This is a genomic window from Pseudomonas fluorescens (assembly GCF_001623525.1).
GTDB lineage: Bacteria > Pseudomonadota > Gammaproteobacteria > Pseudomonadales > Pseudomonadaceae > Aquipseudomonas > Aquipseudomonas fluorescens_Q.
This window is the reverse complement of record NZ_CP015225.1, coordinates 6,001,060-6,025,287: the sequence shown is the minus strand read 5'-3', so window position 1 is coordinate 6,025,287 and position 24,228 is coordinate 6,001,060. Positions and strand designations below refer to the sequence as shown.

The window sequence follows — 24,228 nt, the reverse complement described above, 5'->3', positions numbered from 1 at the left end:
CCGGTCTAGGGGATGCATCATTTACCCGATAACATATAGTCTTACTAATCGTACGGACTCTACTGAAAAGCCACGGATCAGTATGCTGTCCAATCGAAAGGAGAAGGGAATGGGTCTCAGACTGCCACGGCGCTATTGGCTCACCGGGGCTGGCAACGGAATCGGCGCTTCGTTGGCTGAAGCGATACTGGAGACAGGTGCATACCTGGCCGTCAGTTCGCGCTCGACCCGATCATGCGAAACCCTTTCGGTACGTTATCCAGGACAAGTGCTGGCCGTGCCCGGCAATTTGACCGACAGCCGGGCCGTGCGCGAGATCGGCGAACAGATCACCCGGCAATGGGGCGCCCTGGATCAGGTGATCGTCAATGCCGGGACGGCTGAGTACATTGACGGGCAGCCGGCTGATCACACATTGATCGAGCATATTGTGCGCAGCAATCTGCTGGCTGCCAGTTTCTGCATCGAAGTGGCCATGCCCTTGTTGCGCGCCGGGACCGAACCTCATCTGGTGGGTATTGCCAGCCCGGCGACTTACCTGCCGCCTTCGCAAACCGAAGCCGGTGGCAGCGGGATGCGTCATCTGTTCGAATCGGCTCGGGCAGACCTGGCGCGCGCGGGTGTTGATGCGACATTGGTACACCCTGGCTACGACGGCCCATTGCAGGGGACCGAAGACAGCTTCCCAACCCCGGCTCACTGGTCGGCGGACGAAGCAGCGCAACATGTGCTGAATCAGCTGGTCAAGCGCCCGCGGGAAGTCGCGCTCCCCATTGCGTCCATGACCGCACTCTGGCCTTTGCCTTCGTCGACCGAAACCGTGCCGCCCGACATTGACTCATGCCAGGCGAAAAACGGCTATCCGATCAAGGGACAACCCTGAGCCGCCGATTGCCTTACACTGCGCGCCATGAAAACCATCCCTGTCCATGAAATCCCGGCACCGGCAGTCACGTGCTCGACGTGCGCGGCGTGCTGCTGCCAGTTGGAAGTGATGCTGATCACCGACACAGGGGTTCCGGAGCGTTTTATCGACACGGACGACTGGGGTGGGGAAGTGATGCTGCGGCTTGATGACGGTTGGTGCGCGGCCCTGGATCGCGACAGCATGATGTGCACCATCTACGAAAAGCGCCCGCTGATCTGCCGGGAGTTCGAGATGGGCGCACCGGAGTGCCTGGAAGAACGCCAAGGGATTGCGACGGCGTATCGATAAAGCTCTGGTCTGATCTACTGTGGGAGCGAGCTCGCTCCCACAGCTCTCAAACTGTTTTGTTATAGCGGCATCGTGTAGTGCAGCGAGTAGCTTTCTACACCATCGTTGGTCGACTTGATGCCGGCGTTGGAGTAATGAGTGGCGCGAATGCCCACTTCATGTCCACCGTTGAAGCGCAGGCCGAAGCCGATACGATCTTCAAACTGGAAAGCCGTACCGAGCTTGTTGTCTTCCACTTCGGTATTGGCGAACAACGCCACACCGACACCCGCCTCGATGTAAGGCTTCACGTTCTGGCCGGAAAATTCATACACAAACACAGGCGAAAACGACAGGCTGTGATTGCTGGATGTCTCGTCCCCTTGCCAATAGGTATAGGCACCGCTCCAGTAGCCGGTCAGGCGACCGACATCACTTTGCAGCCAACTCTTGTCCCAGTCGAACTGCATGCCCAGGCGATAGGTCATGGTCGAATCGCTGGTCTGGCCAACCCCAAATTCCACACCCGCTGCTTGTGCAGTGTAAGTGTGCCCCAACAATGCAGCCGCAAACGCGGCGAAGCAGAATAAGCGCTTCATTAGAAACATCCTTTTCCGAACAGACTTAGTTGATTTTGTTACAAACAGACAAAGCTATAGAAATCTGCCCCCAAACAGAAGTTCAGCCCGTTTCACACAGCTTTCACATTTTTCTTACAGATCGAAGCTTCGCACAACGCCGGACGAATGCCATAGCGTAGGTAGGATTTTTCTTAAATGTATCGGGTCTGCACTCGTCCAGAAATACGTTTCGCCGGCTGGTCCCTCAGCCAGCAGCTCTCGCTCAGCCAAAAGACGCTGAAGTTGCCGGGCCACGGCGGCACCGGTGTCGATCAGGCTGATGTGCGCCGGAATCATCCGCGCGAGCAATGGCTTGAGGAACGGATAGTGCGTGCACCCCAGGATCAGCGTATCGCAGCCGGCTGCCAGCAAGGGGTCGACGTAATGTTGCAGCAATTGATACAAGGCCGGACTGTGCAAATCACCCGTCTCGATCAGTTCAACCAGGCCCGGACACGGTTGCGTGATGACTCGCACATCGGTGGCGAAACGGTCGAGCAAAGCGGCGAACTTGGCGCTCTGCAAGGTGCCGGTGGTGGCCAGCACACCGACGATACCGCTGCGGGTCGCGGCAGCCGCCGGCTTGACCGCCGGCTCCATCCCGACGATGGGCCAATGGGGGAAATCACGGCGTAGATCGGCAACGGCAGCAACCGTTGCGGTGTTGCAGGCGACAACCAGCGCCTTGGCGCCCTGGCCCAGGAGAAAGTCGGCAATGATCGCGCAGCGTTGCCGGATGTATTCCGGGGTCTTCTCGCCGTAGGGAATATGCCCACAGTCCGCCACATACAACAGCGACTCATTGGGCAGCAACTGGCGAATTTCCCCCAGCACCGACAACCCGCCGACACCCGAGTCAAGCACACCAATCGGCGCTTCACTCATGTTGGCCACCGCAGACGCTGCAACCTGGGTCGCGCTTGACCCGCAGTTCACGGAAACGCGTGCCCAGGGCATCGATCAACAGCAAGCGCCCCACCAGCGGCTCACCGAAACCGGCCAGCAACTTCAAGGCTTCAAGGGCTTGCAGGCTGCCCACCAATCCCACCAGCGGTCCGATCACACCGGCCTCGCTACAGGTCAGCTCGGCTTCGCTGCCGTGACCATAAAGGCAGTGGTAGCAAGGGCTTTCGGGGCGGCGTGGGTCGAACACCGACAACTGCCCTTCCAGACGAATCGCCGCGCCACTGACCAGCGGCTTACCCGCCGCGACACAGGCCGCGTTCACCGCTTCGCGGGTCGAGAAATTGTCGGAGCAGTCGAGCACCAAATCCACTGTCGCGACCACCGCGGCCAGACTGTCTTCGTCCAGGGCCACCCGGTGAGGCATCAGCCGAACCTCAGGGTTGATCGCCCCCAGGCGTCGCATCGCTGAATCGACCTTGCTCAGGCCGACGCTGTCCGTGTCGTGAATGATCTGGCGTTGCAGGTTGGTCAGGTCGACGGTGTCGAAATCCGCCAGGTGCATCTCCCCCACCCCAGCGGCGGCCAGGTACAACGCTACCGGGGCGCCGAGACCACCAAGGCCGATGATCAGCACGCGGCTTTGCTTGAGACGCAATTGGCCGTCGATGTCGACGTGCTGCAACAGAATCTGCCGGCTGTAGCGCAACAACTCCTGATCGTTCAGCACGGCAGGCACCCCAGGCTGATGCGCTCATGACCACCCAGGTCCTTGCGGCTGTGGATTTCGACAAAGCCTTGGGTACGCAGCAAATCGCGCACTGCTTCGGCCTGGTCGTAGCCGTGCTCGAGCATCACCCAGCCACCCGGCTCAAGGTGAGCCGGGGCCTGGGCAACGATCTGGCGCAAATCATCGAGCCCGTCCGGCCCGGCAACCAGGGCGCTGGACGGCTCGAAACGCACGTCACCCTCGGCCAGATGCGGATCGCTGGCTGCAATGTATGGCGGGTTGCTGATGATCAACTCGAAACGCGTGTCTTCCAGCGCACTGAACCAGTGGCTGCTCAGCACCGTGACGTTGTGCAGATCCAGGCGCTGGCGATTGCGTTCGGCCAGGGCGACGGCCTCCAGCACCCGGTCGACCGCGGTGACTTTCCAGGCAGGGCGCTCGCTGGCCAATGCCAGGGCAATTGCACCGCTGCCGGTGCCCAGATCCAGGACCCGGGCCGGTGTGGCCGGCAACAACGCCAGCGCGGTTTCCACCAGCAGCTCGGTGTCGGGACGCGGGATCAAGGTATGAGGCGCGACTTCCAGGTCGAGTTTCCAGAAGCCCTGTTGCCCGAGGATATACGCCACCGGCTCGCCGGAGCGACGCCGCCGCAGGTATTCGGAGAACAGCAACGCTGCCTCACTGGGTACGATCCGCTCGGGCCAGGTGTGCAGGAAGCTGCGGGACTTGCCCAAGGCTGCGGCAAGCAACAACTCGGCGTCCAGCCGTGCCGTGGGCGAATCCGGCAACTCGGCGGCGCGTAACAGACTGGCGATGATGGTCATTTATTCACCTGTGCTTACTCGCCAATCGCCGCCAACTGGTCGGCCTGGTATTCGGCCAGCAACGGCTCGATCACCGCATCGACCCCACCGGCAAGGATCTCGTCCAGGGAATACAGGGTCAGGTTGACGCGATGGTCGGTGACCCGGCCCTGGGCGAAGTTGTAGGTACGGATCCGCTCGGAACGATCCCCCGAGCCCACCAGCAATTTGCGCTCACTGGCGATGGCATTGGCAGCGGCGCTGGTCTGCTGGTCGTTGAGCTTGGCCGACAACCAGGCCATGGCCCGCGCGCGGTTCTTGTGCTGGGAACGTTCTTCCTGGCACTCGACCACGATGCCCGAGGGCAAGTGCGTGATGCGGATCGCCGAGTCAGTCTTGTTGACGTGCTGGCCGCCCGCGCCGGAGGAACGGTACGTGTCGACCCGCAGGTCCGCCGGGTTGATCTCGATGGCTTCCTGCTCGTCCGGCTCGGGCAATACCGCCACGGTGCAAGCCGAGGTGTGGATACGCCCTTGGGATTCGGTGGCCGGCACACGCTGCACACGGTGGGCACCCGATTCGAATTTCAGCTTGCCGTAGACATTATCGCCTTCGACCCGGGCGATGACTTCTTTATAGCCGCCGTGTTCGCCTTCGTTCTCCGACAGGATCTCCACCCGCCAACCGCGACGTTCGGCGTAGCGCGAATACATGCGGAACAGGTCGCCGGAAAAAATCGCCGCCTCGTCGCCGCCGGTGCCGGCACGGATTTCAAGAAACACATTGCGCCCGTCATTCGGGTCCTTGGGCAGCAGCATGCGTTGCAGGTTGCTTTCCAGTTCGAGCAACTGCTCCTTGGCTTCGCGCACTTCTTCCACGGCCATTTCACGCATGTCCGGGTCGCTGTCCTTGAGCAGCGCCTGGGCGCCTTCGAGGTCGCCCTGCACTTTGAGCAACTGTTTATAGGTGGCGACAATCGGCTCGACTTCCGCATATTCCTTGGAATAGGTGCGGAATTTGTTCTGGTCGGAAATGACTTCGCCGTCGCCCAGCAAGGCGGTCAGTTCTTCGAAACGGTCCTGGAGGATATCCAGCTTGTTGAGCAGTGACGCTTTCATTGCGGTTTTTTATCCGAAAAGCTATCCGGTGAGCCCTCACCGAGGGCGAAGAGTTCCTGGGCCATGGCCAGCGCATCGAGGCGGCCTTCGGCGGTCAGCTTCTTGAGCTGGACACTGGGGGCGTGGAGCAATTTGTTGGTCAGGCCGCGAGCCAGTTGCACCAGCACCTCTTCGGCACTGCCGCCGTTGGCCAGCAGGCGCTGGGCCTTTTGCAGCTCCTCGTCGCGCAGGCGTTCGCTCTGCTGACGATAGGCCTTGAGCACATCCACCGCCGCCAGCTCGCGCAGGCGGACCATGAAGTCGTCGGCGCCGATGGTGATCATCTCTTCCGCCGCCTGGGCCGCGCCTTGTCGGCTCTTGAGATTCTCGGCGACCACCTCGTGCAGATCGTCGACGCTGTAGAGATACACGTCGTCCAGCTCGCCGACTTCCGGCTCGATGTCCCGGGGGACAGCAATGTCCACCATGAAAATCGGCTTGTGCTTGCGCAGTTTCAGGGCACTTTCCACCGCGCCCTTGCCAAGGATCGGCAACTGGCTGGCGGTGGAACTGATGACGATGTCGCTGTGCACCAGCTCCGCGGGAATGTCCGACAACAGCACCGCATGGGCGCCGAACTGCTCGGCCAGGGTACTGGCCCGCTCCAGGGTCCGGTTGGCGACGACTATACGCTTGACCCCCAGGTCGTGGAGATGGCGGGCGACCAGGGTGATGGTCTCACCGGCGCCGATCAGCAGCGCCTGGCTGCGTTGCAAATCGCTGAAGATCTGTTTCGCCAGGCTGACAGCGGCAAACGCCACGGACACCGGGTTTTCGCCGATGGCGGTGTCGGTGCGCACTTGCTTGGCGGCATTGAAGGTGGCCTGGAACAGACGGCCCAACAGCGGACCGACGGTGCCGGCCTCGCGGGCCACAGCGTAGGCCGACTTCATCTGGCCGAGAATCTGCGGCTCGCCCAACACCAGCGAATCGAGGCCCGAGGCGACGCGCATCATGTGACGAACGGCCGCATCGTCTTCATGCACATAGGCACTGGCGCGCAGTTCTTCGAGGCTCAGGTCGTGATAGTCGGCCAGCCAGCGCAGAATCGAATCCGCCGAAACGTGATCCTGTTCTATATAAAGCTCGCTGCGATTGCAGGTGGAGAGGATCGCAGCTTCGCGGCTGTCGGTGAGTCGGCAGAGCTGCTGCAGGGCCTCAACCAGTTGCTCAGGCGTAAAGGCCACGCGCTCGCGGACGTCTACTGAAGCAGTCTTGTGGTTAATACCGAGTGCAAGGAAGGCCATTCAAGGTCGCTGATAGTGACGTGAAGCCGGCAATTGTCCTACTTCGTCAGATTCAGAACAACCACTCGATCTCTATCGCCCTGCCCTGGCTTGTAAATCGACGGGGCGGTTATGTTTGACCCAAGGCTTGTGTCATGATGATCCGACCGCAGGTTAGTCGTCCTCTTCCTATATGAATAGATCTTCCGCGTTGCTCCTCGCCCTTGCCTTGCTCAGCGGCTGCCAGTCCATGGCCCCCGTTTCGACGGACGGTACGCCGCCGGTCGAAGACAGCGTGCAGGCACCTGAAAAACCCAAGGTCTACGGCTCGTTCAGCGAAGAAACCATCTTCAGCCTGTTGAGCGCCGAACTGGCAGGCCAGCGCAATCGCTTCGACATTGCGCTGGACAACTACGTGACCCAGGCCATCAATACCCAGGACCCGGGAATCTCCGAGCGGGCATTTCGCATTGCCGAATACCTGGGCGCCGACCAGCCCGCGCTGGATACCGCGCTGATCTGGGCCAGGAATGCCCCCGATGACCTGGAAGCGCAGCGCGCCGCCGCCGTGCAACTGGCCCGGGCCGGGCGCTACGACGACTCCATGGTCTATATGGAGAAAGTCCTGCTGGGCAAGGGCGACACCCATTTCGACTTCCTGGCCCTGTCCGCCGCCGATACCGACCAGGAAACCCGCAACGGCCTGATGAAAAGCTTCGATCGCCTGTTGCAGCGCCACCCGAACAACGGCCAGCTGATTTTCGGCAAGGCCCTGCTGCTGCAACAGGATGGCGACACCCAGGGCGCCCTCACGCTGCTGGAAGACAACCCGCCGGAAGCCGGCGAAGTGGCGCCGATCCTGCTGCGTGCCCGCCTGCTGCAAGGCTTGAACCGCGGCGACGAAGCCTTGCCGCTGCTGGAAAAAAGCATCAAGAAATACCCGGACGACAAACGCCTGCGCCTCACCTACGCCCGCATGCTGGTGGAAAACAACCGCATGGACGACGCCAAGGTGGAGTTCTCCAGCCTGGTCCAGCAATACCCGGAAGACGACGAGTTGCGCTATTCCCTGGCGCTGGTCTGCCTGGAAGCCAAGGCCTGGGAAGAGGCCAAGGGTTACCTGGAGGACCTGATCGCCCGGGAAAGCCACGTCGACTCGGCCCATCTGAACCTGGGGCGCATCGCCGAGGAACGCAATGACCCTGAGAGCGCACTGATCGAGTACGCCCAGGTTGGCCCGGGCAACGACTATCTGCCGGCGCAATTGCGCCAGGCCGATATCCTGATGGGCAACGGCAAGACCGCCGAGGCCCAGAGCCGCCTCGCCGTACAGCGCGACTCCCAGCCAGACTACGGCATCCAGTTGTACCTGATCGAAGCCGAAACCCTGTCGGCCAACAATCAAGGCGACAAAGCCTGGAACGTGTTGCAACAAGCCTTGAAGCAGTACCCGGACGATCTGAACCTGCTGTACACCCGTGCGATGCTGGCGGAAAAACGCAATGACCTGGCCCAGATGGAAAAAGACCTGCGCCTGATCATCCAGCGTGACCCGGACAACGCCATGGCCCTCAACGCCCTGGGCTATACGTTGTCGGATCGCACCACCCGCTATGACGAGGCCAAGGTGCTGATCGAACAGGCCCACCAGATCAATCCGGAAGACCCGGCGGTGCTCGACAGCCTTGGCTGGGTGAATTTCCGCCTGGGCAATCTCGACGAAGCCGAACGCCTGTTGCGCCAGGCCCTGGAGCGCTTCCCCGACCAGGAAGTCGCCGCTCACCTGGGCGAGGTCCTGTGGGCCAACGGCAAACAACGCGAAGCCCGGCAGATCTGGAGCAAGTTCCTCAAGGATCAGCCTGACAGCCCAATCTTGCGCAGCACCATCAAACGCCTGACCGGATCCGAGACTCTTTAAGATTATGTTTTTGCGCCATCTCATCGTTTTCAGCTTCATTGCCCTGCTCGCCGGCTGCGCGGGCTTCGGCGCCCGTGAATCCGTCCAGGGCCAGGGCAACCAGGCCCAATGGCGCGAGCACAAGCAACAACTGAGCGGCCTCGACGGCTGGCAGATCGACGGCAAGATCGGCATTCGCGCCCCGAAAGACTCCGGCAGTGGCACGCTGTTCTGGCTGCAACGCCAGGACTACTACGACATCCGCCTGTCGGGCCCACTGGGTCGCGGTGCGGCCCGCCTGACCGGTCGGCCGGGCCAGGTATCGCTGGAAGTCGCCAACCAGGGACGCTACGAGGCACCCACGCCCGAAGCGTTGCTGGAAGAACAACTGGGCTGGAAGCTGCCGGTTTCCCACCTGACCTGGTGGGTTCGCGGGCTGCCGGCACCGGACAGCAAAAGCCGTCTGACCCTCGATGCCGACAGCCGCCTGTCCAACCTGGAACAGGATGACTGGCAGATCGAGTACTTAAGCTATGCCCAGCAGAACGGCTATTGGCTGCCCGAACGCATCAAGCTGCACGGCAGCAACCTCGACGTCACGCTGGTGATCAAGCAATGGCAGCCGCGCAAGCTGGGGCAATGACATGAGCGCCGCACGCCTGACCCTGCCCTCCCCGGCCAAGCTCAACCTGATGCTGCACATCCTCGGTCGTCGTCCGGACGGCTACCACGAGTTGCAGACGATTTTTCAGTTCCTGGACTACGGCGACGAAATCACCTTTGCCGTACGCGACGACGGCGTGATTCGCCTGCACACCGAATTCGAAGGCGTTCCCCACGACAACAATCTGATCGTCAAGGCCGCGAAAAAACTCCAGGCGCAATCCGGTTGTACGCAGGGCATCGATATCTGGATCGACAAGATCCTGCCCATGGGTGGTGGCATCGGTGGCGGCAGCTCGAATGCGGCTACCACGCTGCTCGGTCTCAACCACTTGTGGCAGCTGGGTTGGGACGCGGATCGCCTGGCCGCCCTGGGCTTGACACTGGGCGCCGACGTGCCGGTTTTCGTGCGTGGCCACGCCGCTTTCGCTGAGGGCGTAGGGGAAAAACTCACCCCGGTGGACCCTGAAGAACCCTGGTACTTGGTACTGGTGCCGCAAGTCTCTGTAAGTACAGCAGAAATTTTTTCAGATCCACTGTTGACACGTAACTCTCCTCCCATTAAAGTGCGCCCCGTTCCCAAGGGAAACAGTCGAAATGACTGCTTACCGGTGGTAGCAAGGCGTTATCCAGATGTTCGTAACGCTTTGAATTTGTTAGGTAAATTTACCGAAGCAAAACTCACCGGAACTGGAAGTTGTGTGTTTGGGGGCTTCCCAAGCAAAGCTGAAGCTGATAAAGTCTCGGCCCTTCTGACAGAGACCCTTACAGGGTTTGTAGCAAAAGGAAGCAACGTTTCGATGTTGCATCGCAAGCTGCAAGACCTGCTCTAAAAGGAATCGAGTGCTGGGCACTCGCAGCAACAGATACAGGGGCGTCGCCAAGCGGTAAGGCAGCAGGTTTTGATCCTGCCATGCGTTGGTTCGAATCCAGCCGCCCCTGCCATTTTCCTATACTCATCCAGGTATACCCTCAGCCTTCAGGTACTGCGCGTGTCCAAGATGATGGTCTTTACGGGGAACGCTAACCCCGATCTGGCTCGGCGTGTTGTACGTCAGCTGCATATCCCTCTCGGTGACATTTCTGTCGGTAAGTTTTCCGACGGCGAAATCACTGCCGAGATCAATGAAAACGTTCGCGGTAAAGACGTTTTCATTATTCAGCCGACTTGCGCCCCGACCAACGATAACCTGATGGAACTCGTCGTGATGGCTGATGCCTTCCGTCGCTCCTCGGCTACTCGTATCACTGCTGTTATTCCTTACTTTGGTTATGCCCGTCAGGATCGCCGTCCGCGTTCCGCACGTGTGGCAATCAGCGCAAAAGTCGTGGCTGATATGCTGACCGTAGTCGGCATCGACCGTGTCCTCACGGTTGATTTGCATGCTGACCAGATCCAGGGTTTCTTCGATATTCCCGTGGATAACATCTACGGCTCCCCGGTTCTGGTGGATGATATTGAAGATCAGCGCTTCGAAAACCTGATGATCGTGTCCCCGGACATTGGCGGCGTCGTGCGTGCACGAGCAGTTGCCAAATCCCTGGGCGTGGATCTGGGTATCATCGACAAACGCCGTGAGAAAGCCAATCACTCCGAAGTGATGCATATCATCGGCGACGTCGAAGGGCGCACCTGTATTCTGGTCGATGACATGGTCGATACCGCCGGCACCCTGTGCCATGCGGCCAAGGCCCTGAAAGAGCATGGCGCTGCCAAGGTCTTTGCCTACTGCACACACCCTGTGCTGTCGGGTCGAGCGATCGAGAACATTGAAAATTCCGTGCTGGACGAGCTGGTGGTCACTAACACCATCCCGCTGTCCGCTGCAGCACAAGCCTGTGTGCGTATCCGCCAACTGGATATCGCACCGGTTGTTGCCGAGGCGGTTCGCCGCATCAGCAACGAAGAATCGATCAGTGCGATGTTCCGCTAAGGGCCCTGCCCTTTCCAGGACATCTCGTTGACGAAAAGCGCCCCGCCCCGGCATTACCTGTCGGGGCGGGGCTTTTTTGCCCATATCGCCTTAAGCGCTGGTCGCAAGCGCTGGGGTGAATGTGGTTACTTTGGAGATACAACATGAACGATTTTACTCTGAATGCTGAAGTGCGTTCCGACCTGGGGAAAGGTGCGAGCCGCCGCCTGCGTCGTCTCGCAAGCCTGGTTCCAGCTGTAGTCTACGGTGGCGAGAAAGCCCCTGAGTCCATCAGCATGCTGGCCAAAGAAGTTGCCAAACTGCTCGAAAACGAAGCGGCCTACAGCCACATCATCGAGCTGAACATTGGCGGCACCAAGCAGAACGTCGTGATCAAGGCCCTGCAGCGTCACCCGGCCAAAGGCCACGTGATGCACGCTGACTTCGTACGCGTAGTCGCCGGCCAGAAACTGACCGCTATCGTGCCTGTGCACTTCGTTGGTGAAGCTGCTCCGATCAAGAAAGGCGGCGAAATTTCGCACGTTGTTTCGGAAATCGAAGTGACCTGCCTGCCGAAAGACCTGCCTGAATTCATCGAAGTCGACCTGGCTAACGCCGAAGTCGGCACGATCATTCACCTGTCCGACCTCAAGGCTCCTAAAGGCGTTGAGTTTGTTGCTCTGGCACACGGCGATGACAAGGCTGTTGCCAACGTCCACGCTCCACGTGTTGCTCCAGAAGCTACTGAAGAAGGCGCTGCAGAGTAATTTCACTCTGTCGCCGGAGTGGCCGGAAACATCGCGGACTGGAACGTAGCGAGACAGCGGGCGAGAACGCGAAGTTTACTTAACGGTAAATCCGCCATTTTCGTCCATTGCCGCAACACCGCCTGATTGCGACATCGTTATCCACACTCCAGGAAGGGCCCCTATCGTGACTGCCATTAAACTGATCGTTGGCTTGGGAAATCCAGGCGCTGAATACGAACAGACCCGGCATAACGCAGGGGCCCTTTTTGTTGAGCGCATCGCGCAAGCACAAGGCGTCAGCCTGGCAGCCGATCGCAAGTATTTCGGCCTGACCGGTCGCTTCTCGCACCAGGGTCAGGATGTTCGCCTGTTGATTCCCACCACCTACATGAACCGCAGCGGCCAGGCCGTAGCGGCATTGGCCGGTTTCTTTCGCATCAAGCCTGAAGAAATCCTGGTGGCCCACGACGAACTCGACCTGCCTCCGGGCGTTGCCAAGCTCAAGCAAGGCGGCGGCCATGGCGGTCACAACGGATTGCGCGACATCATCGCGCAACTGGGTAATCAGAATACCTTTCACCGCCTGCGGCTCGGCATCGGCCACCCAGGCGTCGCCAGTATGGTTTCAAACTTTGTCCTGGGTCGTGCGCCTCGCGCCGAACAGGAAAAACTCGATGCCAGCATCGACTTCGCCCTCGGCGTGCTGCCGGATATCCTCGCCGGTGAATGGAACCGCGCGATGAAAAACCTGCACAGCCAGAAGGCCTGACACTTATCCGAGGGGAAACACCATGGGATTCAATTGCGGCATCGTCGGCCTGCCTAACGTCGGCAAGTCCACCCTGTTCAACGCCCTGACCAAATCCGGTATCGCGGCCGAGAACTTTCCCTTCTGCACCATCGAGCCGAACAGCGGCATCGTGCCGATGCCCGATCCACGCCTGGACGCCCTGGCGGCCATCGTGATCCCGGAGCGCGTGCTGCCGACCACCATGGAATTCGTCGACATCGCCGGCCTGGTGGCTGGCGCCTCGAAGGGTGAAGGCCTGGGCAACAAGTTCCTGGCCAACATCCGTGAAACCGATGCCATCGCCCACGTGGTCCGCTGCTTCGAAGACGAGAACGTGATTCACGTTTCCAACAGCGTCGACCCGAAACGCGATATCGAGATCATCGATCTGGAACTGATCTTCGCCGACCTCGACAGCTGCGAAAAACAGCTGCAGAAAGTCGCTCGCAATGCCAAGGGGGGGCGACAAGGACGCCGTCGCCCAGAAAGCCCTGCTCGAGCAACTGATCGCTCACTTCACCCTGGGCAAGCCGGCACGCAGCCTGATCAAGAACATGGGCGCCGATGAGAAACAGATCATCCGCGGCTTCCACCTGCTGACCACCAAACCGGTCATGTATATCGCCAACGTTGCCGAAGACGGCTTCGAGAACAACCCGCTGCTGGACGTGGTGAAAGCCATCGCCGAAGAAGAAGGCGCGATGGTCGTACCGGTCTGCAACAAGATCGAAGCGGAAATCGCCGAGCTTGAAGATGGCGAAGAAAAGGACATGTTCCTGGAGGCCCTGGGTCTTGAAGAACCCGGCCTGAACCGCGTGATTCGCGCCGGCTATGAAATGCTCAACCTGCAGACCTATTTCACCGCTGGCGTAAAAGAAGTCCGCGCCTGGACCGTTCGCGTCGGAGCCACCGCGCCACAAGCCGCGGCCGTGATCCACACCGACTTCGAAAAAGGCTTCATCCGCGCCGAAGTCATCGCCTATGACGATTTCATCCAGTACAAGGGCGAAGCGGGTGCCAAGGAGGCTGGTAAATGGCGTCTGGAAGGCAAGGAGTACATCGTCAAGGACGGTGATGTGATGCACTTCCGCTTTAACGTCTGACGGTTTTCCGTGGCTCTCCACGGTACTTGATGGACCTCAGACCCCCCGTCATCGTTAAGCGATACGGGGGTTTCGCGTCTAAGCCCCACCATCCCCATCCATTGAGATCCGAGCGTTGCCAGTAGAGATTCACATAACCGACATTCAGCCCGTACAGTTGTGCTTTCGACCTAACCGCTCCTCCAAACCGAATCCAGTACGAATGTCGCTGCTGATAAGCCCGCCCAGTGCTTTATCGACGGCTGCCAATGCGCCCTCCATGTAGCCGCCTTGATCGCCACCTACCTCGCTGCCGATCAAATGAAATATATCGCTCCATGGTGAATCGAGCGACAGCGTGAACTCATGCCGTCCGTGCCACCCCAGCGAAACCTGATCCTCGTCTGTCGCAGTAAATGGATCGGTTGCCCAGTCGTGTATGAAGTCCTCAATTGGATTGAGCGCTTCATCGCCAAAGAGACGCTTCAGTTGTTCCCGGCATAACGCCTTCAAATCCGACATATTCATGCTTTGGCGTCGAGCCGCATTCATACTTAGAAAACCGAAGAGTGCTGCCCCGCTTTCATTACAGGCGTCGTGAACTTCACCTAGTGGGCCAACACCGCTGAACGCATCGCCCGAGAGACCGTGCTCACGCCAGAATGGCCTGGCATATCGTGCAACGTATTTAGCGTGTGACGCCATCCATGTCGGCATGCTGTTCATCTGCTGCAATTTTTGCCGAGAGAGGGGCGGCGTAAAATGAATTTTCCCTGTTAGCCGAGGAGGTATAGCCAGCCAAATCTGTGAGTAAATCGAAGAGTGAACTCGGCCTTCAGAGAGCGTTAAGCGTATAGCCTGATCGTCGATTTGGATGTCCGTCAGCGCTGCATCGACGTGGACAGATGCTTGTGGCAATGAAGCCGCGAGCGCTTTAACCAAGCGGCCTGTTCCCCCTTCTATACGCATCGAAACGTTGCCCGAGCGATACCCCTCTCTACGAACCAGATCAGTGGCCCAGCGCTCTACCAGCGCATCCCCTTCTTCGTGTTGCTGAAACGTAGGTAAGCCCAACTCCTCGACCAGGCTTTGCATGCGAGGCTGGCAGTCTGGCCAGAACCACGTCGGCCCGAGATCAAAGCCACCCACCTCCGTTGAAAGAATTCTTCCACCAAGTCGACCTTGTGCTTCGAACAGATCGAAGTCTATGCCAAGACCACGAAGGCGATAGGCTGCATAAACACCAGCCAGACCTCCTCCAATGATGGCAATTTTCTGTGTAGTCATGGGTGCCCTCCGGGACAAAAAAAGGGCGCCATCCGGCGCCCAGTTATATCAGTGTTTCTCGAAGGCAGACACGGCATCGAATACCCGCGCGGTGTAAGTCAGTGCCGCCCCAGCATTGAGCGAGATGGCTACGCCCAGCGCTTCAGCGATTTCTTCGCGGGTTGCATCATGCTTGAGCGCAGCCTGGACGTGGGAGGCAATACAGCCGTCACAACGTGTGGTGATTGCCACGGACAAGGCGATCAGCTCATGGATCTTCGGCTCCAGGTGCTTAGCCGGGGCGCTGCCGATGGTGTGGAGGCCACGCATGGTTTCCGGGGCCAGTTTGGCGAACTCACTGACGTTACCCATCAGGCCCGCAAAATACTCATTCCAGTTCATCATGTTGCATCTCTCCTGATTAGTTACGACCGGCAGTCACGCCGCCATCGACTGGCAATACAGTGCCGGTGATCCACGAGGCTTCATCCGAGGCGAGGAACAACATCGCTTGGGCCACATCTGCTGGCTGACCGTTGCGGCCAAGCGGGTGGAAAGCGTTGAAGGTCGGTAAGACTTCCTTGACCTGATCAGCGTCCATGAAGGTCCCGTAGACCGGAGTTTCAACCACTGCGGGCGCCACCGTGTTAATGCGGATGTTGGAGCCGGCCAGCTCAAGCGCCAAGTTGCGAGTCAGGGCGTGGACGCCCGCATTCGCGGCGGAATAGGCAGCCGAGGGCGTCGCGCCGATGGCCTGGATCGCCCACAAAGAACCGGTCTGGACGATTGCGCCGCCGCCGCGCTTCAGCATGGCTTTGGCCGCAGCCTGGGCCATGAAAAACTTGCCTTTGAGGATAATGTCCAGAAACGCGTCATATTCCTCCGGGCTCACCTCAAGAAATGGCTTAGGGTTGAAGATGCCGGCGTTGTTGATGAGGATGTCTACGCCGCCGAAGCTGCTCGCTGCGAGGTCAACCAGTGCTTGCGCGGTGGCAGGCTTGGCGATATCCCCCGCATGAAAGCGGACCTTTTGACCCGAGGCATCAATTTCCTGGGCAACCTGGGCCAGTTTCACAGCATCTCGACCACCGATGACAACACTGGCGCCCGCTTCAACGAGCCGTTTGGTTACTTCCTTACCAATGCCTGAACCACCGCCGGTAACAATCGCAATCTTGTTAGAAAAACTATTCATGCTTTGATCTCCTCAGTGACACTGAGCGCAAGGGGTGAGAAACAACTACGCCTTGGAATTGACCCTGTTTCTGCTATCTTCTGGGTACTAATCCGTTGGCTTGGTGTGCATTCTTCACGGCTGCGCTCACAGCGACAACGCAGAAGATTTTGTTTTAAGAGATAGAAAAACTATCAATGACCACTCCCGCTTATCTAAACGCCCTGCGTGCATTCGAAGCCGCCGCGCGGCACCAAAGCTTCTCCGCAGCCGCCGCCGAACTGAACGTCACGCCAGCCGCCGTGGGGCAACAGGTCCGTAACTTGGAGTCGTGGCTGGGTATTTCCCTGTTCACGCGCGCGAGTAGCGGTACTGCGCGCCTGATGCTCACGGACGTCGCCCGAGTGGCCTTGCCGGATATCAGAGAGGGCTTTGATCGGCTGTCGATTGGTCTCGCCCGGCTAAAGGATGCCAGCGTACATGCCGGGCTTACGGTCACGGTGAGCCCGGCCTTCGCATCCAAGTGGCTACTGCCACGAATCGAGCGCTTTCAGCAGGACCACCCGGATCTGGATGTACTGCTGGACACGAACGCTCGATCCGTGGATTTTCAGGTCGAGCGCATCGATGTCGGAGTGCGATACGGTGCAGGAAAGTGGCCAGGTCTCATCGCCGTGCACTTGATGGATGAGGTGATGTTCCCCGTCTGCGCGCCCGACTTCCCTCTGCTCAAGGACGGCAAGCTGATAGCCGAGGCTTTGGCCGATTGCACGCTGATCCATGATCTATCCATGGCCAACGATCGTGACTATCCCACGTGGCGAATGTGGCTGGACGCCTCTGGTTTTACGCACATCAAGTCTGACCACGGATTGCGGATCAACAACTCGGCTTCAGTCCTGCAAGCCGCGATAGACGGCCAAGGCTTGGCGCTCGCCCGCAGCGTGATGGTGCGCGATGATTTGTCGACGGGCCGCCTGATACGGCCGTTTGCGGACAAAGGGCTGGACTGCCCGTTGACCCAGGCCTATTACGTCGTCTACCGCGCTGAGTGCAGTGAACTACCGAAAATCCAAGCCTTCCGGGACTGGTTGATTGCCGAGGCAGAGCAAGCCGGATCACACGCCTAGATCTGGCGAAGCATCCTTGATCCAGACGCGAGCACCTTGCGTGCCCGCTTTCACCACAAAGTGTTCGCCCTGCGGTAAACGCAACCAACTGAGTGGTTGCAGCAGGAAACCTTCGCCTATCAATTCGCCCTCCAGCACCAGCAACTCCAGTCCTCTGTGATTAGCTCGAGTCTGCTGGGTTCCAGCCGGTATAGCCTCCACCCAGACGCGCTCATGCTCACTCTCGTACAGAAGCTGATTGTTTTGAGTTCCAATACGCAAGACTACCGGGTGCCGGTCTGCGGGATGGAACTGGCGCAAGCGAACAAAGATTGTGCAGCCGCAGCTCGCTCCTGGAGCGTGCCGGCTGCCAGGAGGATTACGTACATAAGTACCTGCGGGATATCGGCCGTGTTCATCTTCAAAGACACCCTCCAACACCAGGAACTCCTCTCCGCCCGAGTGAACATGCGCGCTGAACGCACTGCCGGGAGCGTACCGCACCATTGAAGTTGCCCGCGCCTGTTCGCCACCGACCCGATACAAAGGGCGCCGATCCACTCCTGCGATCGGGCTATGAATCCATGGCAGCGTAGAGCTATGCACAATTGCCCTTTTTTGGCGGTCGTCGTTAACAAGCTCCTCCATCACAACTCTGCCCTGCCACCATCGACGACTACTTCAGCACCCAGCATGTAGCTTGAAGCATCACTGGCTAAAAAGAGCACCGCCGCCGCAACTTCCTCAGCGCGCCCCATACGGCCGATGGGCGCTTGCGCACCCACTCGCTCGGCATAAGCACGGTACTCCTCTTCACTTTGGTTTGGCTGATGGTGAATCGGGGTTTCGATAGCACCGGGGCTGACCGCGTTGACTCGAATGCGACGCTCCAACAACTCTGCCGAAAGGGTACGCGCGAAACAGCGGACAGCAGCCTTGGAAGCCGATAACAGCGTCCGGTCCGGAGCACCAACCTGATTGAGCCAGGATGTGGAAAGGATGATAGAGCCGCCCGGGCGCATGATCGGTTCAATGGCTTGTACCGAGAAGAAAACGCCCTTCACGTTGATATCCATAAGCCTGTCGTACTGCTCTTCGGTCGTGCTGGACAGCGGCGTTCCAAACGCGACTCCAGCATTGGCGAAGAAGATGTCCAAGCCGCCGAACTCCTGCTCGACAACCTTCGCCATTTGCCGGAGTTGCTCGCTTGAACTTACATCAGCGACCAACGTGATAACACCTGGGCCAAGCTCTCTGCGCGCCGCCGCCAATTTATCCGCATCGCGGCCGGTGATCGCAACGCGCGCACCGTGAGCCAGAAACACCTTCGCCGTGGCCAGGCCGATGCCTGAGTTACCGCCAGTGATCAACGCTGTTTTACCGGTGAGCATATAAGACTCCTGTTGCGAGCTGGGCTATGTAGGGGGGTGCATTCAGCTCGAATGAAGTCATGGTGTGAAAACAAACGCCGCATCGCGACTGATTAAATCTACGCATCCGACATAGAAAATCTTCGTTGTGGAGAACCCTACTGATCTCCAAAGATTCCATTAGCTCTGAATTGTTGAGCTCAATTTCGGCAACTACAGAGCAAGTCAGTAAAGTTTTTCTATTGGTTGGAGCGTTTGCCTGATGACTGCGATAACTGACCCAGACCGCAATGAAACCAGCCGTTCGATCTGGGCATTGCAGGCGATTCTGTGCCTGGTTGCCTTCGCCGCAAATTCGATTTTTTGCCGCCAGGCACTGATGAACGGTCAAATTGACCCCGATTCATTCACGGCGATTCGGTTGCTCAGTGGCGGGGTATTTCTGCTGCTCTTGATCTGGCGTCGTAATCCTCGTCCAAGCATCGGCGGTAGCTGGAGGGGTGGCCTTTCTCTTTTTCTTTACGCCTACCTTTTCTCCATTGCCTATGTTCAGCTAGGTGCAGGCGTGGGCGCCCTGATCCTGTTTGGAGCGGTGCAAATCACGATGTTCATCCGTTCCTGGCAAGAAGGAGAGCAGATTCAGAAAAAAGTGCTGATAGGCATGATAACGGCGTTCTGCGGTCTGCTTGCAATGTTGCTGCCGGGCGCTGATGCGCCGCCTATTGGCAGCGCATTGCTCATGGCGATGTCGGGAGTGTCGTGGGGCATTTACTCGGTGCTCGGCAAAAGGTCCGCCAACCCGCTCGCCGACACCACGGGCAATTTTGCAAGAAGCCTTCCGTTGCTGTTTTTGCTTGGCCCCGGCATGGCTTTCGGAAGTGGTGCTCACATGAGTTCGCCTGGCGTGCTGTACGCGCTGGCTTCAGGTGTATTGGCGTCAGGTTGCGGCTATGCGCTCTGGTACGGCACGGTTAAGCAAATCAGCTCGCAGCAAGCGGCAACCCTTCAATTAAGCGTACCCATCATTGCTGCGCTGGGGGGCGTCTGGCTCTTGAGCGAGCCTATGTCGATCCGCTTGTTGATGGTCTCAGCCGTGGTACTGGGGGGCATCGCGCTGGCTTTGCCGGCGAACCGTCACCACGGCAATTGATCCATACGAACCATCACGCATGGGCAGCCTGCATGAGGCTGTTTATTAGATTCTTCTTGCCAGTATCGGCCGCCAGTAGCCCTTACCGCAGAAACGGATACACACACCCTCCCAAACCGTCTCTATCGCACCCAGAGATCATCGGCTCTTTGAAATCACGCCATCCATATACTGATTCAAATCGCGAAATTCCTTAACACTCCAAGAATGCGGCGGCAGCTTCACACCATTCTCTCGCAAGGTCCTCGGAATCAAATCCCCATTGGGTCGCAGTATTATCGACGACACGATGACACCCGGATAATCACTCAGTCGTTTCTTGAAAGCGGACGTTGTAAGGTCAGGCGTAGGAGGATTGCTTTTATGAGCCAACGGCCCTGTCCCCTTGATATCCGCCCCATGACACATGGCACATCTCTGTAGATAGAGATTTTTCCCATTGGCATTATCCGCAAAGGCCAGTGATGTTTGAATGAGCGATAAAAACCCTAGCGAAGCGATGACTGATATTTTCATTATGCTTTCGGCACATGCCAATTTTTATGGGTGCAACTCCCTGCGGGAACAAACTCATTCCCACAGGTTTTAGATGCCGGGATTGTTGTTCGCTCGCACAATCCGACTAGAATAGATAGCCCATGTAGATCGCCGCGCCACCACCGGCCTGCAGGCCAGCGTTCACCCCGGCCATGACCACCGCGCCCTTGGCCGAGCGTGCCAGTTGCCGGTTGACCGTGGTCGAAGCGATGAGCGAGGTTGCCGGGTTGGAACTCAGGGCCACCGATAGCGCCAGCAACTTGGGATCGAGCCCGAACAGCAGCGCTGTGGCCGAACCGCCGATCCCCAGGCCCACGCCCACTTCGGTATACATGCAAGGGCCGGTGATATCGTCACTGGTCAGGTCGCGATCGACCAGGGCGTCGCTGACAAACACCTTGCCAGTGCTGGGAAACGCCTCTGCCGCACCGGCCGCAGCCACACCCTTGCCCTTGATCTGGATATTGATCTTGCCGAAACGCGGCAGCCTGGCGCCAAACCCGACACCCACGCCGACCCCGCCATAGCGGTAGCTGACGTCTTCGCCCTGGGGCGAGCGCAGGATAATCGAGCCACCACTGCCCGCCACCATGACCACGGTCAGGCCACCACCGCTAGCGGTCTGGTACTGCCAGCGACTTTCATTAACCGGGAGTGGGATGTTGTAGCTCATACGTTCAAAGTCCTTTATGTGAATGAACCGCATCGCGACCGCGTTGACGGGTGGCTTTCAGCAGGCCGACAAGAGTGAACACCAGGCCGATAAAACCCAGTACACCGGAAGTGCCCCACAGTGCCGCCGGGGCATCGACAATGGCGCTGGCCGTCGGCTGCTCGGGCAGGTAATGCACCCGCACCGGCTGGTCCTTCTGATAGCCGAAGATAAAGCCGCCCTGGGGGTAGGAAATTTTTTCACCACTGACGGTGGTGAAGGCGATCTCAGGATGCGAACCACCGGCATTCAAGTGGCTGACGATGCCATCGACGGTCTGTGCCCGGGCGAGGAAGTCGCGACGGTCGAGGGTGAGATTGACGGCAATGCCCAGCAAGCCAATGCCGATCAGCGCAAAAAGCAGGCCCAGCAGTATCGTCCCGGTGCGTGACGGGGGGTTGTTAGCCATAGCTTGTCCCGGTATTCGTCCATGAAAGAAGGCGGGGAGGATAACAAAAAGCCTGCTATGTCGTAATGCGGTTCATTCGAGGTTTGTGATCGCCGTGGCGAGGGAATTTCCGCCCTCGCCACGGATGCCCATTAGCCTCTTTTGACCTTGAAGCGTCCCAACACCCGCTGCATCAGGGAAGCTCGCTCTGAGAGGTCCTTGGCCGCCACTGCACACTCTTGCGAATTCGACTGGTTTTTCTGCGTCACTTCGTCGATCTGCTCAAGCCCGATACTGGCCTGCTGCAAGCCTGAAGCCTGCTCGCTGGAGGCCTGGTAGATCAGCGAAACCAGGCTCGACACCGCGCCCGTTCCACTGACGATGTTCTTCAGCGATTCGGCGGTCCGGCCGGCGATGATCATGCCACGCTGAGTCTTGCTCGATGAATCGGCGATCAGCGCGGCAGTCTGCTGGGCGGCCTCGGCACTGCGGGCGGCCAGGCTACGCACTTCATCGGCGACCACGGCAAAACCGCGCCCAAGCTCACCAGCCCGGGCAGCCTCGATCGCCGCGTTCAAGGCCAGCAGGTTGGTTTGTGCGGCGATGTTGTCGATGGTGGTGATGATCGCGGTGATGTCCTTGCCCGAGTTGTCGATTTCGGCCATGGCGGCAATCAGTTCGCTCATCAGTTTGTCGCTTTCCCCGGCATCGGCCCGCGAGGCCTGGGATTGCTCATCGGCCTTCTTGGCGTTGGCGGCATTGTCCCGGGTCTGGGCGGCCATCTGCGTCATCACCGCGCTGATTTCGGTGATGGACGAGGCGGAATTGGAAGCTCCGTCCGAGAGTGACTGACTCAAGTCGGTGACCTGCGCCGAGCTGCCGGTGATCTGGGTGGCGCTGATTTGAACCTCGGAAATCAGCTGGTTCAGGTTGCTGACCATTTTCTCCAATGACTTGCCAAGGGTGTCATGGGGCGAAGACAAGCGGACCTCCAGATCCAGGTCACCTTCGGAAATACGCTCGGCCACCCGCACCTGCCGTTGCAGGCTTTCAGACATGTCGTTGAGGGCCGCAGACAACTGCCCGACTTCATCTTCGGATTTCTGCACCAGGCGACGAGAGAAATCCCCCAGGCTGATGGTGGCGGCCAAGGCGGCGGCTTCGCGAATCGGCCCAACGATTTTTGCCGCAGCATACCACAGGGCAGCCAGGGCCAACAACGAAATGACCAACCCTACCGATACCTGCCAGATGCTGTTGTTGAGGCTGCGCGCTTGCAGTTCCTGCTCCAGGGCGATGGCCTGGCTCATGACCACAGCCTTGGGCAGGCGAATCAACACCGCCCAGGGCTTGCCCGTGCGACCGAGCGCAATGGGCATCAGCACTTCGATGTTCTGTGTTTGCGCATTGAGCAGGCCATCACTCCGACCGCCCTGGATATCGCGGAGCACTTTTTCCCAGGAGTCAGGCAACAAGGCCTTGATCGGCTGGCCAATCAGGTCGGTCCGCTGGCTGTCCGCAACCACCAAGCCCTGGTTACTCAAGATCGAAACCGTGCCTTTGCCGCCGTAGAGATCGGCAGACATCTGCTCGCTGAGTTTCTGGATAAACGCGATATCGAAGTCAGCCCCGACCACACCGTAGAACTTGCCGTTGGATACGATGGGCACCGACAAGGTGGTCAGCCAGACGTTTTTCCCCTGGACCACATAAGGAATCGGGTCGAGCACGCTTTCCTTGAGGGTGTCGCGCGGGCCGCTGTACCAGCCGCCCTTGGGCACACCGTTGGGATGGCGGTCCGGGGAGTCATATTCGACCAATGGTTGCACCGCGATGTGGCCATCGGCGCTGCGCGTCCAGTAAGGCGTGAAGCGCCCGGTCAGCGGGTTATTGCCATCCTCTGCATTGCGGAACGCCGGATCCTGCCCGTCCAACGCATTCGGTTCCCAGCAGGAGTAGGTGCCGTTGAAGTCCGGGTTATCCTTGAGGACGCTGAGCAGTACGCTGTTGATCTGTTCACGGCCCAATGCCAGGGGGCTTTGCGAGGCCTTGCTGGCGGCAAAGGCATTGGCCATGGTGCGGGCTGCATCCAGCGCATTCTGCAACTTGGCCTGGATGGCGTTGGCCCGGGACTCGGCCAGGTTCTGGATTTCCCGGATCGCTGATTTTTCAACCAGTGCGCTGACCTCGGTCGAAACATATTGCTCGTTGGCCCGGGCGCTGAAGAGCCCGTAGACAATCAGGCTGATGGATGAAACAAACAGGCATACGCCTGCCGTGACACAAATGCGTGCCTGCAATGACTTGAACTTCATATCATTCCCCACCTGATTCTATTTATGGCCAACGTCAAAAGACGGCAGCATCTAACGTATGCACGACACGGCATGACAATCGATTACGGCTGCTACGCCGCCCCCGAGGCAAACACCTTGGAAGAACTTGGCGATACAGCTCTTTATAAGAATTTCAATATGGCAGATGGGGGGCGCAACCCCTGTCCGCCCGCAGCGCAGAAGAGGTCATCAAACCAAGAATCGAAGGCCTTATGTCCGGGACAATAAGGGCGATAGCTGGAAAGAATGTGAAAACCTGCTTTTTCAGTCACCACAGGGGTCACCCTTGAATAATGCTGCAGATTCCCTTCTAACCATTAACCACAACAGCAAATTAACACGACCAACCTTTATACAAATACCCACTTAAGGCTTATACAAACCAGTACTTTAGTCGCAACAGCAACGTACTCATCAAGTACAAGATTCACAGCGTTTCAAGTTTGGACTCACTCCTT

The 24,228-nt window shown here is 58.8% G+C and carries 25 protein-coding genes, 1 tRNA gene and 2 pseudogenes; 12 read left to right on the top strand and 16 right to left on the bottom strand.

What is annotated here, in order from left to right; translation table 11 throughout:
- Positions 1-109 precede the first annotated feature (109 nt).
- Together TK06_RS26105 and TK06_RS26100 are read left to right on the top strand one after the other, a co-directional pair.
- A complete protein-coding gene (locus TK06_RS26105; RefSeq protein WP_063324391.1) occupies positions 110-883 on the top strand; it encodes an SDR family NAD(P)-dependent oxidoreductase in 774 nt (257 codons plus the stop codon).
- A 27-nt stretch (positions 884-910) separates the two neighbouring features.
- Entirely contained in the window at positions 911-1,216 is a 306-nt protein-coding gene (locus TK06_RS26100; RefSeq protein ID WP_003205513.1) for a YkgJ family cysteine cluster protein, read from the top strand.
- Between the two features lie 59 nt (positions 1,217-1,275).
- Here TK06_RS26100 and TK06_RS26095 read toward each other — a convergent pair whose 3' ends face one another.
- The 6 genes from TK06_RS26095 to hemA all read right to left on the bottom strand — a co-directional run bounded on the left by TK06_RS26095 (position 1,276) and on the right by hemA (position 6,655).
- Positions 1,276-1,794 (bottom strand): acyloxyacyl hydrolase, encoded by a 519-nt coding sequence (locus tag TK06_RS26095; RefSeq protein WP_063324390.1) that lies wholly within the window; start codon positions 1,792-1,794, stop codon positions 1,276-1,278.
- 114 nt (positions 1,795-1,908) lie between these two features.
- The gene (gene murI, locus TK06_RS26090; RefSeq protein WP_063324389.1) at positions 1,909-2,700 is read right to left on the bottom strand and encodes a glutamate racemase; all 792 of its coding nucleotides are present in this window, start codon (positions 2,698-2,700) and stop codon (positions 1,909-1,911) included.
- Positions 2,693-3,448 (bottom strand): molybdopterin-synthase adenylyltransferase MoeB, encoded by a 756-nt coding sequence (locus TK06_RS26085; RefSeq protein ID WP_063325222.1) that lies wholly within the window; start codon positions 3,446-3,448, stop codon positions 2,693-2,695. The genes murI and TK06_RS26085 overlap by 8 nt, the downstream gene beginning before the upstream one ends.
- Complete coding sequence (gene prmC, locus TK06_RS26080) at positions 3,442-4,272, bottom strand: peptide chain release factor N(5)-glutamine methyltransferase (RefSeq protein WP_063324388.1); 831 nt, start codon at positions 4,270-4,272, stop codon at positions 3,442-3,444. Before prmC ends, TK06_RS26085 begins: the two co-directional genes overlap by 7 nt.
- A 14-nt stretch (positions 4,273-4,286) precedes the next feature.
- Positions 4,287-5,369: a peptide chain release factor 1 gene (prfA, locus tag TK06_RS26075; RefSeq protein WP_063324387.1), complete on the bottom strand. Its 1,083-nt coding sequence runs from the start codon at positions 5,367-5,369 to the stop codon at positions 4,287-4,289.
- Positions 5,366-6,655: a glutamyl-tRNA reductase gene (gene hemA / locus TK06_RS26070; protein ID WP_063324386.1), complete on the bottom strand. Its 1,290-nt coding sequence runs from the start codon at positions 6,653-6,655 to the stop codon at positions 5,366-5,368. Before hemA ends, prfA begins: the two co-directional genes overlap by 4 nt.
- A 172-nt stretch (positions 6,656-6,827) precedes the next feature.
- Here hemA and TK06_RS26065 point away from each other — a divergent pair, with 172 nt between their 5' ends.
- From TK06_RS26065 to ychF, 8 genes and pseudogenes are all read left to right on the top strand, one after another.
- Entirely contained in the window at positions 6,828-8,552 is a 1,725-nt protein-coding gene (locus tag TK06_RS26065; protein ID WP_063324385.1) for a tetratricopeptide repeat protein, read from the top strand.
- Positions 8,553-8,556: 4 nt separating this feature from the next.
- Complete coding sequence (lolB, locus tag TK06_RS26060; protein WP_003205525.1) at positions 8,557-9,174, top strand: lipoprotein insertase outer membrane protein LolB; 618 nt, start codon at positions 8,557-8,559, stop codon at positions 9,172-9,174.
- A 1-nt stretch (position 9,175) separates the two neighbouring features.
- Complete coding sequence (ispE, locus tag TK06_RS26055; RefSeq protein ID WP_063324384.1) at positions 9,176-10,027, top strand: 4-(cytidine 5'-diphospho)-2-C-methyl-D-erythritol kinase; 852 nt, start codon at positions 9,176-9,178, stop codon at positions 10,025-10,027.
- Between the two features lie 37 nt (positions 10,028-10,064).
- Positions 10,065-10,139 (top strand) — tRNA-Gln (locus TK06_RS26050).
- A 47-nt stretch (positions 10,140-10,186) separates the two neighbouring features.
- On the top strand, positions 10,187-11,128 hold the full coding sequence (locus TK06_RS26045; RefSeq protein WP_003205529.1) for a ribose-phosphate pyrophosphokinase: 942 nt from the start codon (positions 10,187-10,189) through the stop codon (positions 11,126-11,128).
- A 143-nt stretch (positions 11,129-11,271) separates the two neighbouring features.
- Positions 11,272-11,874, top strand: coding sequence for a 50S ribosomal protein L25/general stress protein Ctc (locus TK06_RS26040; RefSeq protein WP_014340196.1), 603 nt, complete (start codon positions 11,272-11,274; stop codon positions 11,872-11,874).
- Between the two features lie 166 nt (positions 11,875-12,040).
- Entirely contained in the window at positions 12,041-12,625 is a 585-nt protein-coding gene (gene pth / locus TK06_RS26035) for an aminoacyl-tRNA hydrolase (RefSeq protein WP_003205533.1), read from the top strand.
- Between the two features lie 22 nt (positions 12,626-12,647).
- Positions 12,648-13,749: pseudogene (ychF, locus tag TK06_RS26030) on the top strand (redox-regulated ATPase YchF).
- A gap of 144 nt (positions 13,750-13,893) precedes the next feature.
- On the opposite strand, the gene TK06_RS26025 reads toward ychF, so the two are convergent.
- Genes TK06_RS26025 through TK06_RS26015 form a run of 3 tightly spaced genes read right to left on the bottom strand, consistent with a single transcriptional unit; the run spans position 13,894 to position 16,189 of the window.
- The gene (locus tag TK06_RS26025; RefSeq protein ID WP_063324383.1) at positions 13,894-15,015 is read right to left on the bottom strand and encodes a flavin monoamine oxidase family protein; all 1,122 of its coding nucleotides are present in this window, start codon (positions 15,013-15,015) and stop codon (positions 13,894-13,896) included.
- A 48-nt stretch (positions 15,016-15,063) separates the two neighbouring features.
- Entirely contained in the window at positions 15,064-15,399 is a 336-nt protein-coding gene (locus TK06_RS26020) for a carboxymuconolactone decarboxylase family protein (protein ID WP_063324382.1), read from the bottom strand.
- Positions 15,400-15,415: 16 nt separating this feature from the next.
- Positions 15,416-16,189 (bottom strand): SDR family NAD(P)-dependent oxidoreductase, encoded by a 774-nt coding sequence (locus tag TK06_RS26015; RefSeq protein ID WP_063324381.1) that lies wholly within the window; start codon positions 16,187-16,189, stop codon positions 15,416-15,418.
- 176 nt (positions 16,190-16,365) lie between these two features.
- Here TK06_RS26015 and gcvA point away from each other — a divergent pair, with 176 nt between their 5' ends.
- The gene (gene gcvA, locus TK06_RS26010) at positions 16,366-17,298 is read left to right on the top strand and encodes a transcriptional regulator GcvA (protein ID WP_063324380.1); all 933 of its coding nucleotides are present in this window, start codon (positions 16,366-16,368) and stop codon (positions 17,296-17,298) included.
- Here the strand turns inward: gcvA and TK06_RS31295 are convergent.
- On the bottom strand, positions 17,287-17,925 hold the full coding sequence (locus TK06_RS31295; RefSeq protein WP_086936722.1) for a cupin domain-containing protein: 639 nt from the start codon (positions 17,923-17,925) through the stop codon (positions 17,287-17,289). The two genes, gcvA and TK06_RS31295, sit on opposite strands and share 12 nt — an antisense overlap.
- Entirely contained in the window at positions 17,925-18,668 is a 744-nt protein-coding gene (locus tag TK06_RS26000; protein ID WP_063324378.1) for an SDR family oxidoreductase, read from the bottom strand. Before TK06_RS26000 ends, TK06_RS31295 begins: the two co-directional genes overlap by 1 nt.
- A gap of 238 nt (positions 18,669-18,906) precedes the next feature.
- Between TK06_RS26000 and TK06_RS25995 the strand changes: the two genes are divergently transcribed.
- Positions 18,907-19,797 (top strand): DMT family transporter, encoded by an 891-nt coding sequence (locus TK06_RS25995; RefSeq protein WP_409077391.1) that lies wholly within the window; start codon positions 18,907-18,909, stop codon positions 19,795-19,797.
- Between the two features lie 138 nt (positions 19,798-19,935).
- Here TK06_RS25995 and TK06_RS31290 read toward each other — a convergent pair whose 3' ends face one another.
- The 5 genes and pseudogenes from TK06_RS31290 to TK06_RS33625 form a co-directional block, all read right to left on the bottom strand.
- Positions 19,936-20,313 (bottom strand): c-type cytochrome, encoded by a 378-nt coding sequence (locus TK06_RS31290; protein ID WP_086936721.1) that lies wholly within the window; start codon positions 20,311-20,313, stop codon positions 19,936-19,938.
- A gap of 106 nt (positions 20,314-20,419) precedes the next feature.
- Entirely contained in the window at positions 20,420-21,007 is a 588-nt protein-coding gene (locus TK06_RS25990) for a hypothetical protein (protein WP_014340199.1), read from the bottom strand.
- A gap of 4 nt (positions 21,008-21,011) precedes the next feature.
- Positions 21,012-21,455 carry a DUF3592 domain-containing protein gene (locus tag TK06_RS25985; RefSeq protein ID WP_063324376.1) on the bottom strand — a complete coding sequence of 148 codons (444 nt, stop codon included), beginning with the start codon at positions 21,453-21,455 and terminating at the stop codon, positions 21,012-21,014.
- 131 nt (positions 21,456-21,586) lie between these two features.
- Positions 21,587-22,375, bottom strand: a complete 789-nt coding sequence (locus tag TK06_RS33630; protein ID WP_371103541.1) for a methyl-accepting chemotaxis protein — start codon at positions 22,373-22,375, stop codon at positions 21,587-21,589.
- A 111-nt stretch (positions 22,376-22,486) separates the two neighbouring features.
- Positions 22,487-23,509: pseudogene (locus tag TK06_RS33625) on the bottom strand (HAMP domain-containing protein); the annotation flags it as partial.
- Positions 23,510-24,228: the final 719 nt, after the last annotated feature.

Bases quoted from the DNA above. Each gene is read 5' to 3' on its own strand.
- TK06_RS26105 (WP_063324391.1), top strand. From the start codon at position 110: ATGGGTCTCAGACTGCCACGGCGCTATTGGCTCACCGGGGCTGGCAAC.
- TK06_RS26100 (WP_003205513.1), top strand. From the start codon at position 911: ATGAAAACCATCCCTGTCCATGAAATCCCGGCACCGGCAGTCACGTGC.
- TK06_RS26095 (WP_063324390.1), bottom strand. From the start codon at position 1,794: ATGAAGCGCTTATTCTGCTTCGCCGCGTTTGCGGCTGCATTGTTGGGG.
- murI (WP_063324389.1), bottom strand. From the start codon at position 2,700: ATGAGTGAAGCGCCGATTGGTGTGCTTGACTCGGGTGTCGGCGGGTTG.
- prmC (WP_063324388.1), bottom strand. From the start codon at position 4,272: ATGACCATCATCGCCAGTCTGTTACGCGCCGCCGAGTTGCCGGATTCG.
- prfA (WP_063324387.1), bottom strand. From the start codon at position 5,369: ATGAAAGCGTCACTGCTCAACAAGCTGGATATCCTCCAGGACCGTTTC.
- hemA (WP_063324386.1), bottom strand. From the start codon at position 6,655: ATGGCCTTCCTTGCACTCGGTATTAACCACAAGACTGCTTCAGTAGAC.
- TK06_RS26065 (WP_063324385.1), top strand. From the start codon at position 6,828: ATGAATAGATCTTCCGCGTTGCTCCTCGCCCTTGCCTTGCTCAGCGGC.
- lolB (WP_003205525.1), top strand. From the start codon at position 8,557: ATGTTTTTGCGCCATCTCATCGTTTTCAGCTTCATTGCCCTGCTCGCC.
- ispE (WP_063324384.1), top strand. From the start codon at position 9,176: ATGAGCGCCGCACGCCTGACCCTGCCCTCCCCGGCCAAGCTCAACCTG.
- TK06_RS26040 (WP_014340196.1), top strand. From the start codon at position 11,272: ATGAACGATTTTACTCTGAATGCTGAAGTGCGTTCCGACCTGGGGAAA.
- TK06_RS26025 (WP_063324383.1), bottom strand. From the start codon at position 15,015: ATGACTACACAGAAAATTGCCATCATTGGAGGAGGTCTGGCTGGTGTT.
- TK06_RS26020 (WP_063324382.1), bottom strand. From the start codon at position 15,399: ATGATGAACTGGAATGAGTATTTTGCGGGCCTGATGGGTAACGTCAGT.
- TK06_RS26015 (WP_063324381.1), bottom strand. From the start codon at position 16,189: ATGAATAGTTTTTCTAACAAGATTGCGATTGTTACCGGCGGTGGTTCA.
- gcvA (WP_063324380.1), top strand. From the start codon at position 16,366: ATGACCACTCCCGCTTATCTAAACGCCCTGCGTGCATTCGAAGCCGCC.
- TK06_RS31295 (WP_086936722.1), bottom strand. From the start codon at position 17,925: ATGGAGGAGCTTGTTAACGACGACCGCCAAAAAAGGGCAATTGTGCAT.
- TK06_RS26000 (WP_063324378.1), bottom strand. From the start codon at position 18,668: ATGCTCACCGGTAAAACAGCGTTGATCACTGGCGGTAACTCAGGCATC.
- TK06_RS31290 (WP_086936721.1), bottom strand. From the start codon at position 20,313: ATGAAAATATCAGTCATCGCTTCGCTAGGGTTTTTATCGCTCATTCAA.
- TK06_RS25990 (WP_014340199.1), bottom strand. From the start codon at position 21,007: ATGAGCTACAACATCCCACTCCCGGTTAATGAAAGTCGCTGGCAGTAC.
- TK06_RS25985 (WP_063324376.1), bottom strand. From the start codon at position 21,455: ATGGCTAACAACCCCCCGTCACGCACCGGGACGATACTGCTGGGCCTG.
- TK06_RS33630 (WP_371103541.1), bottom strand. From the start codon at position 22,375: ATGGTCAGCAACCTGAACCAGCTGATTTCCGAGGTTCAAATCAGCGCC.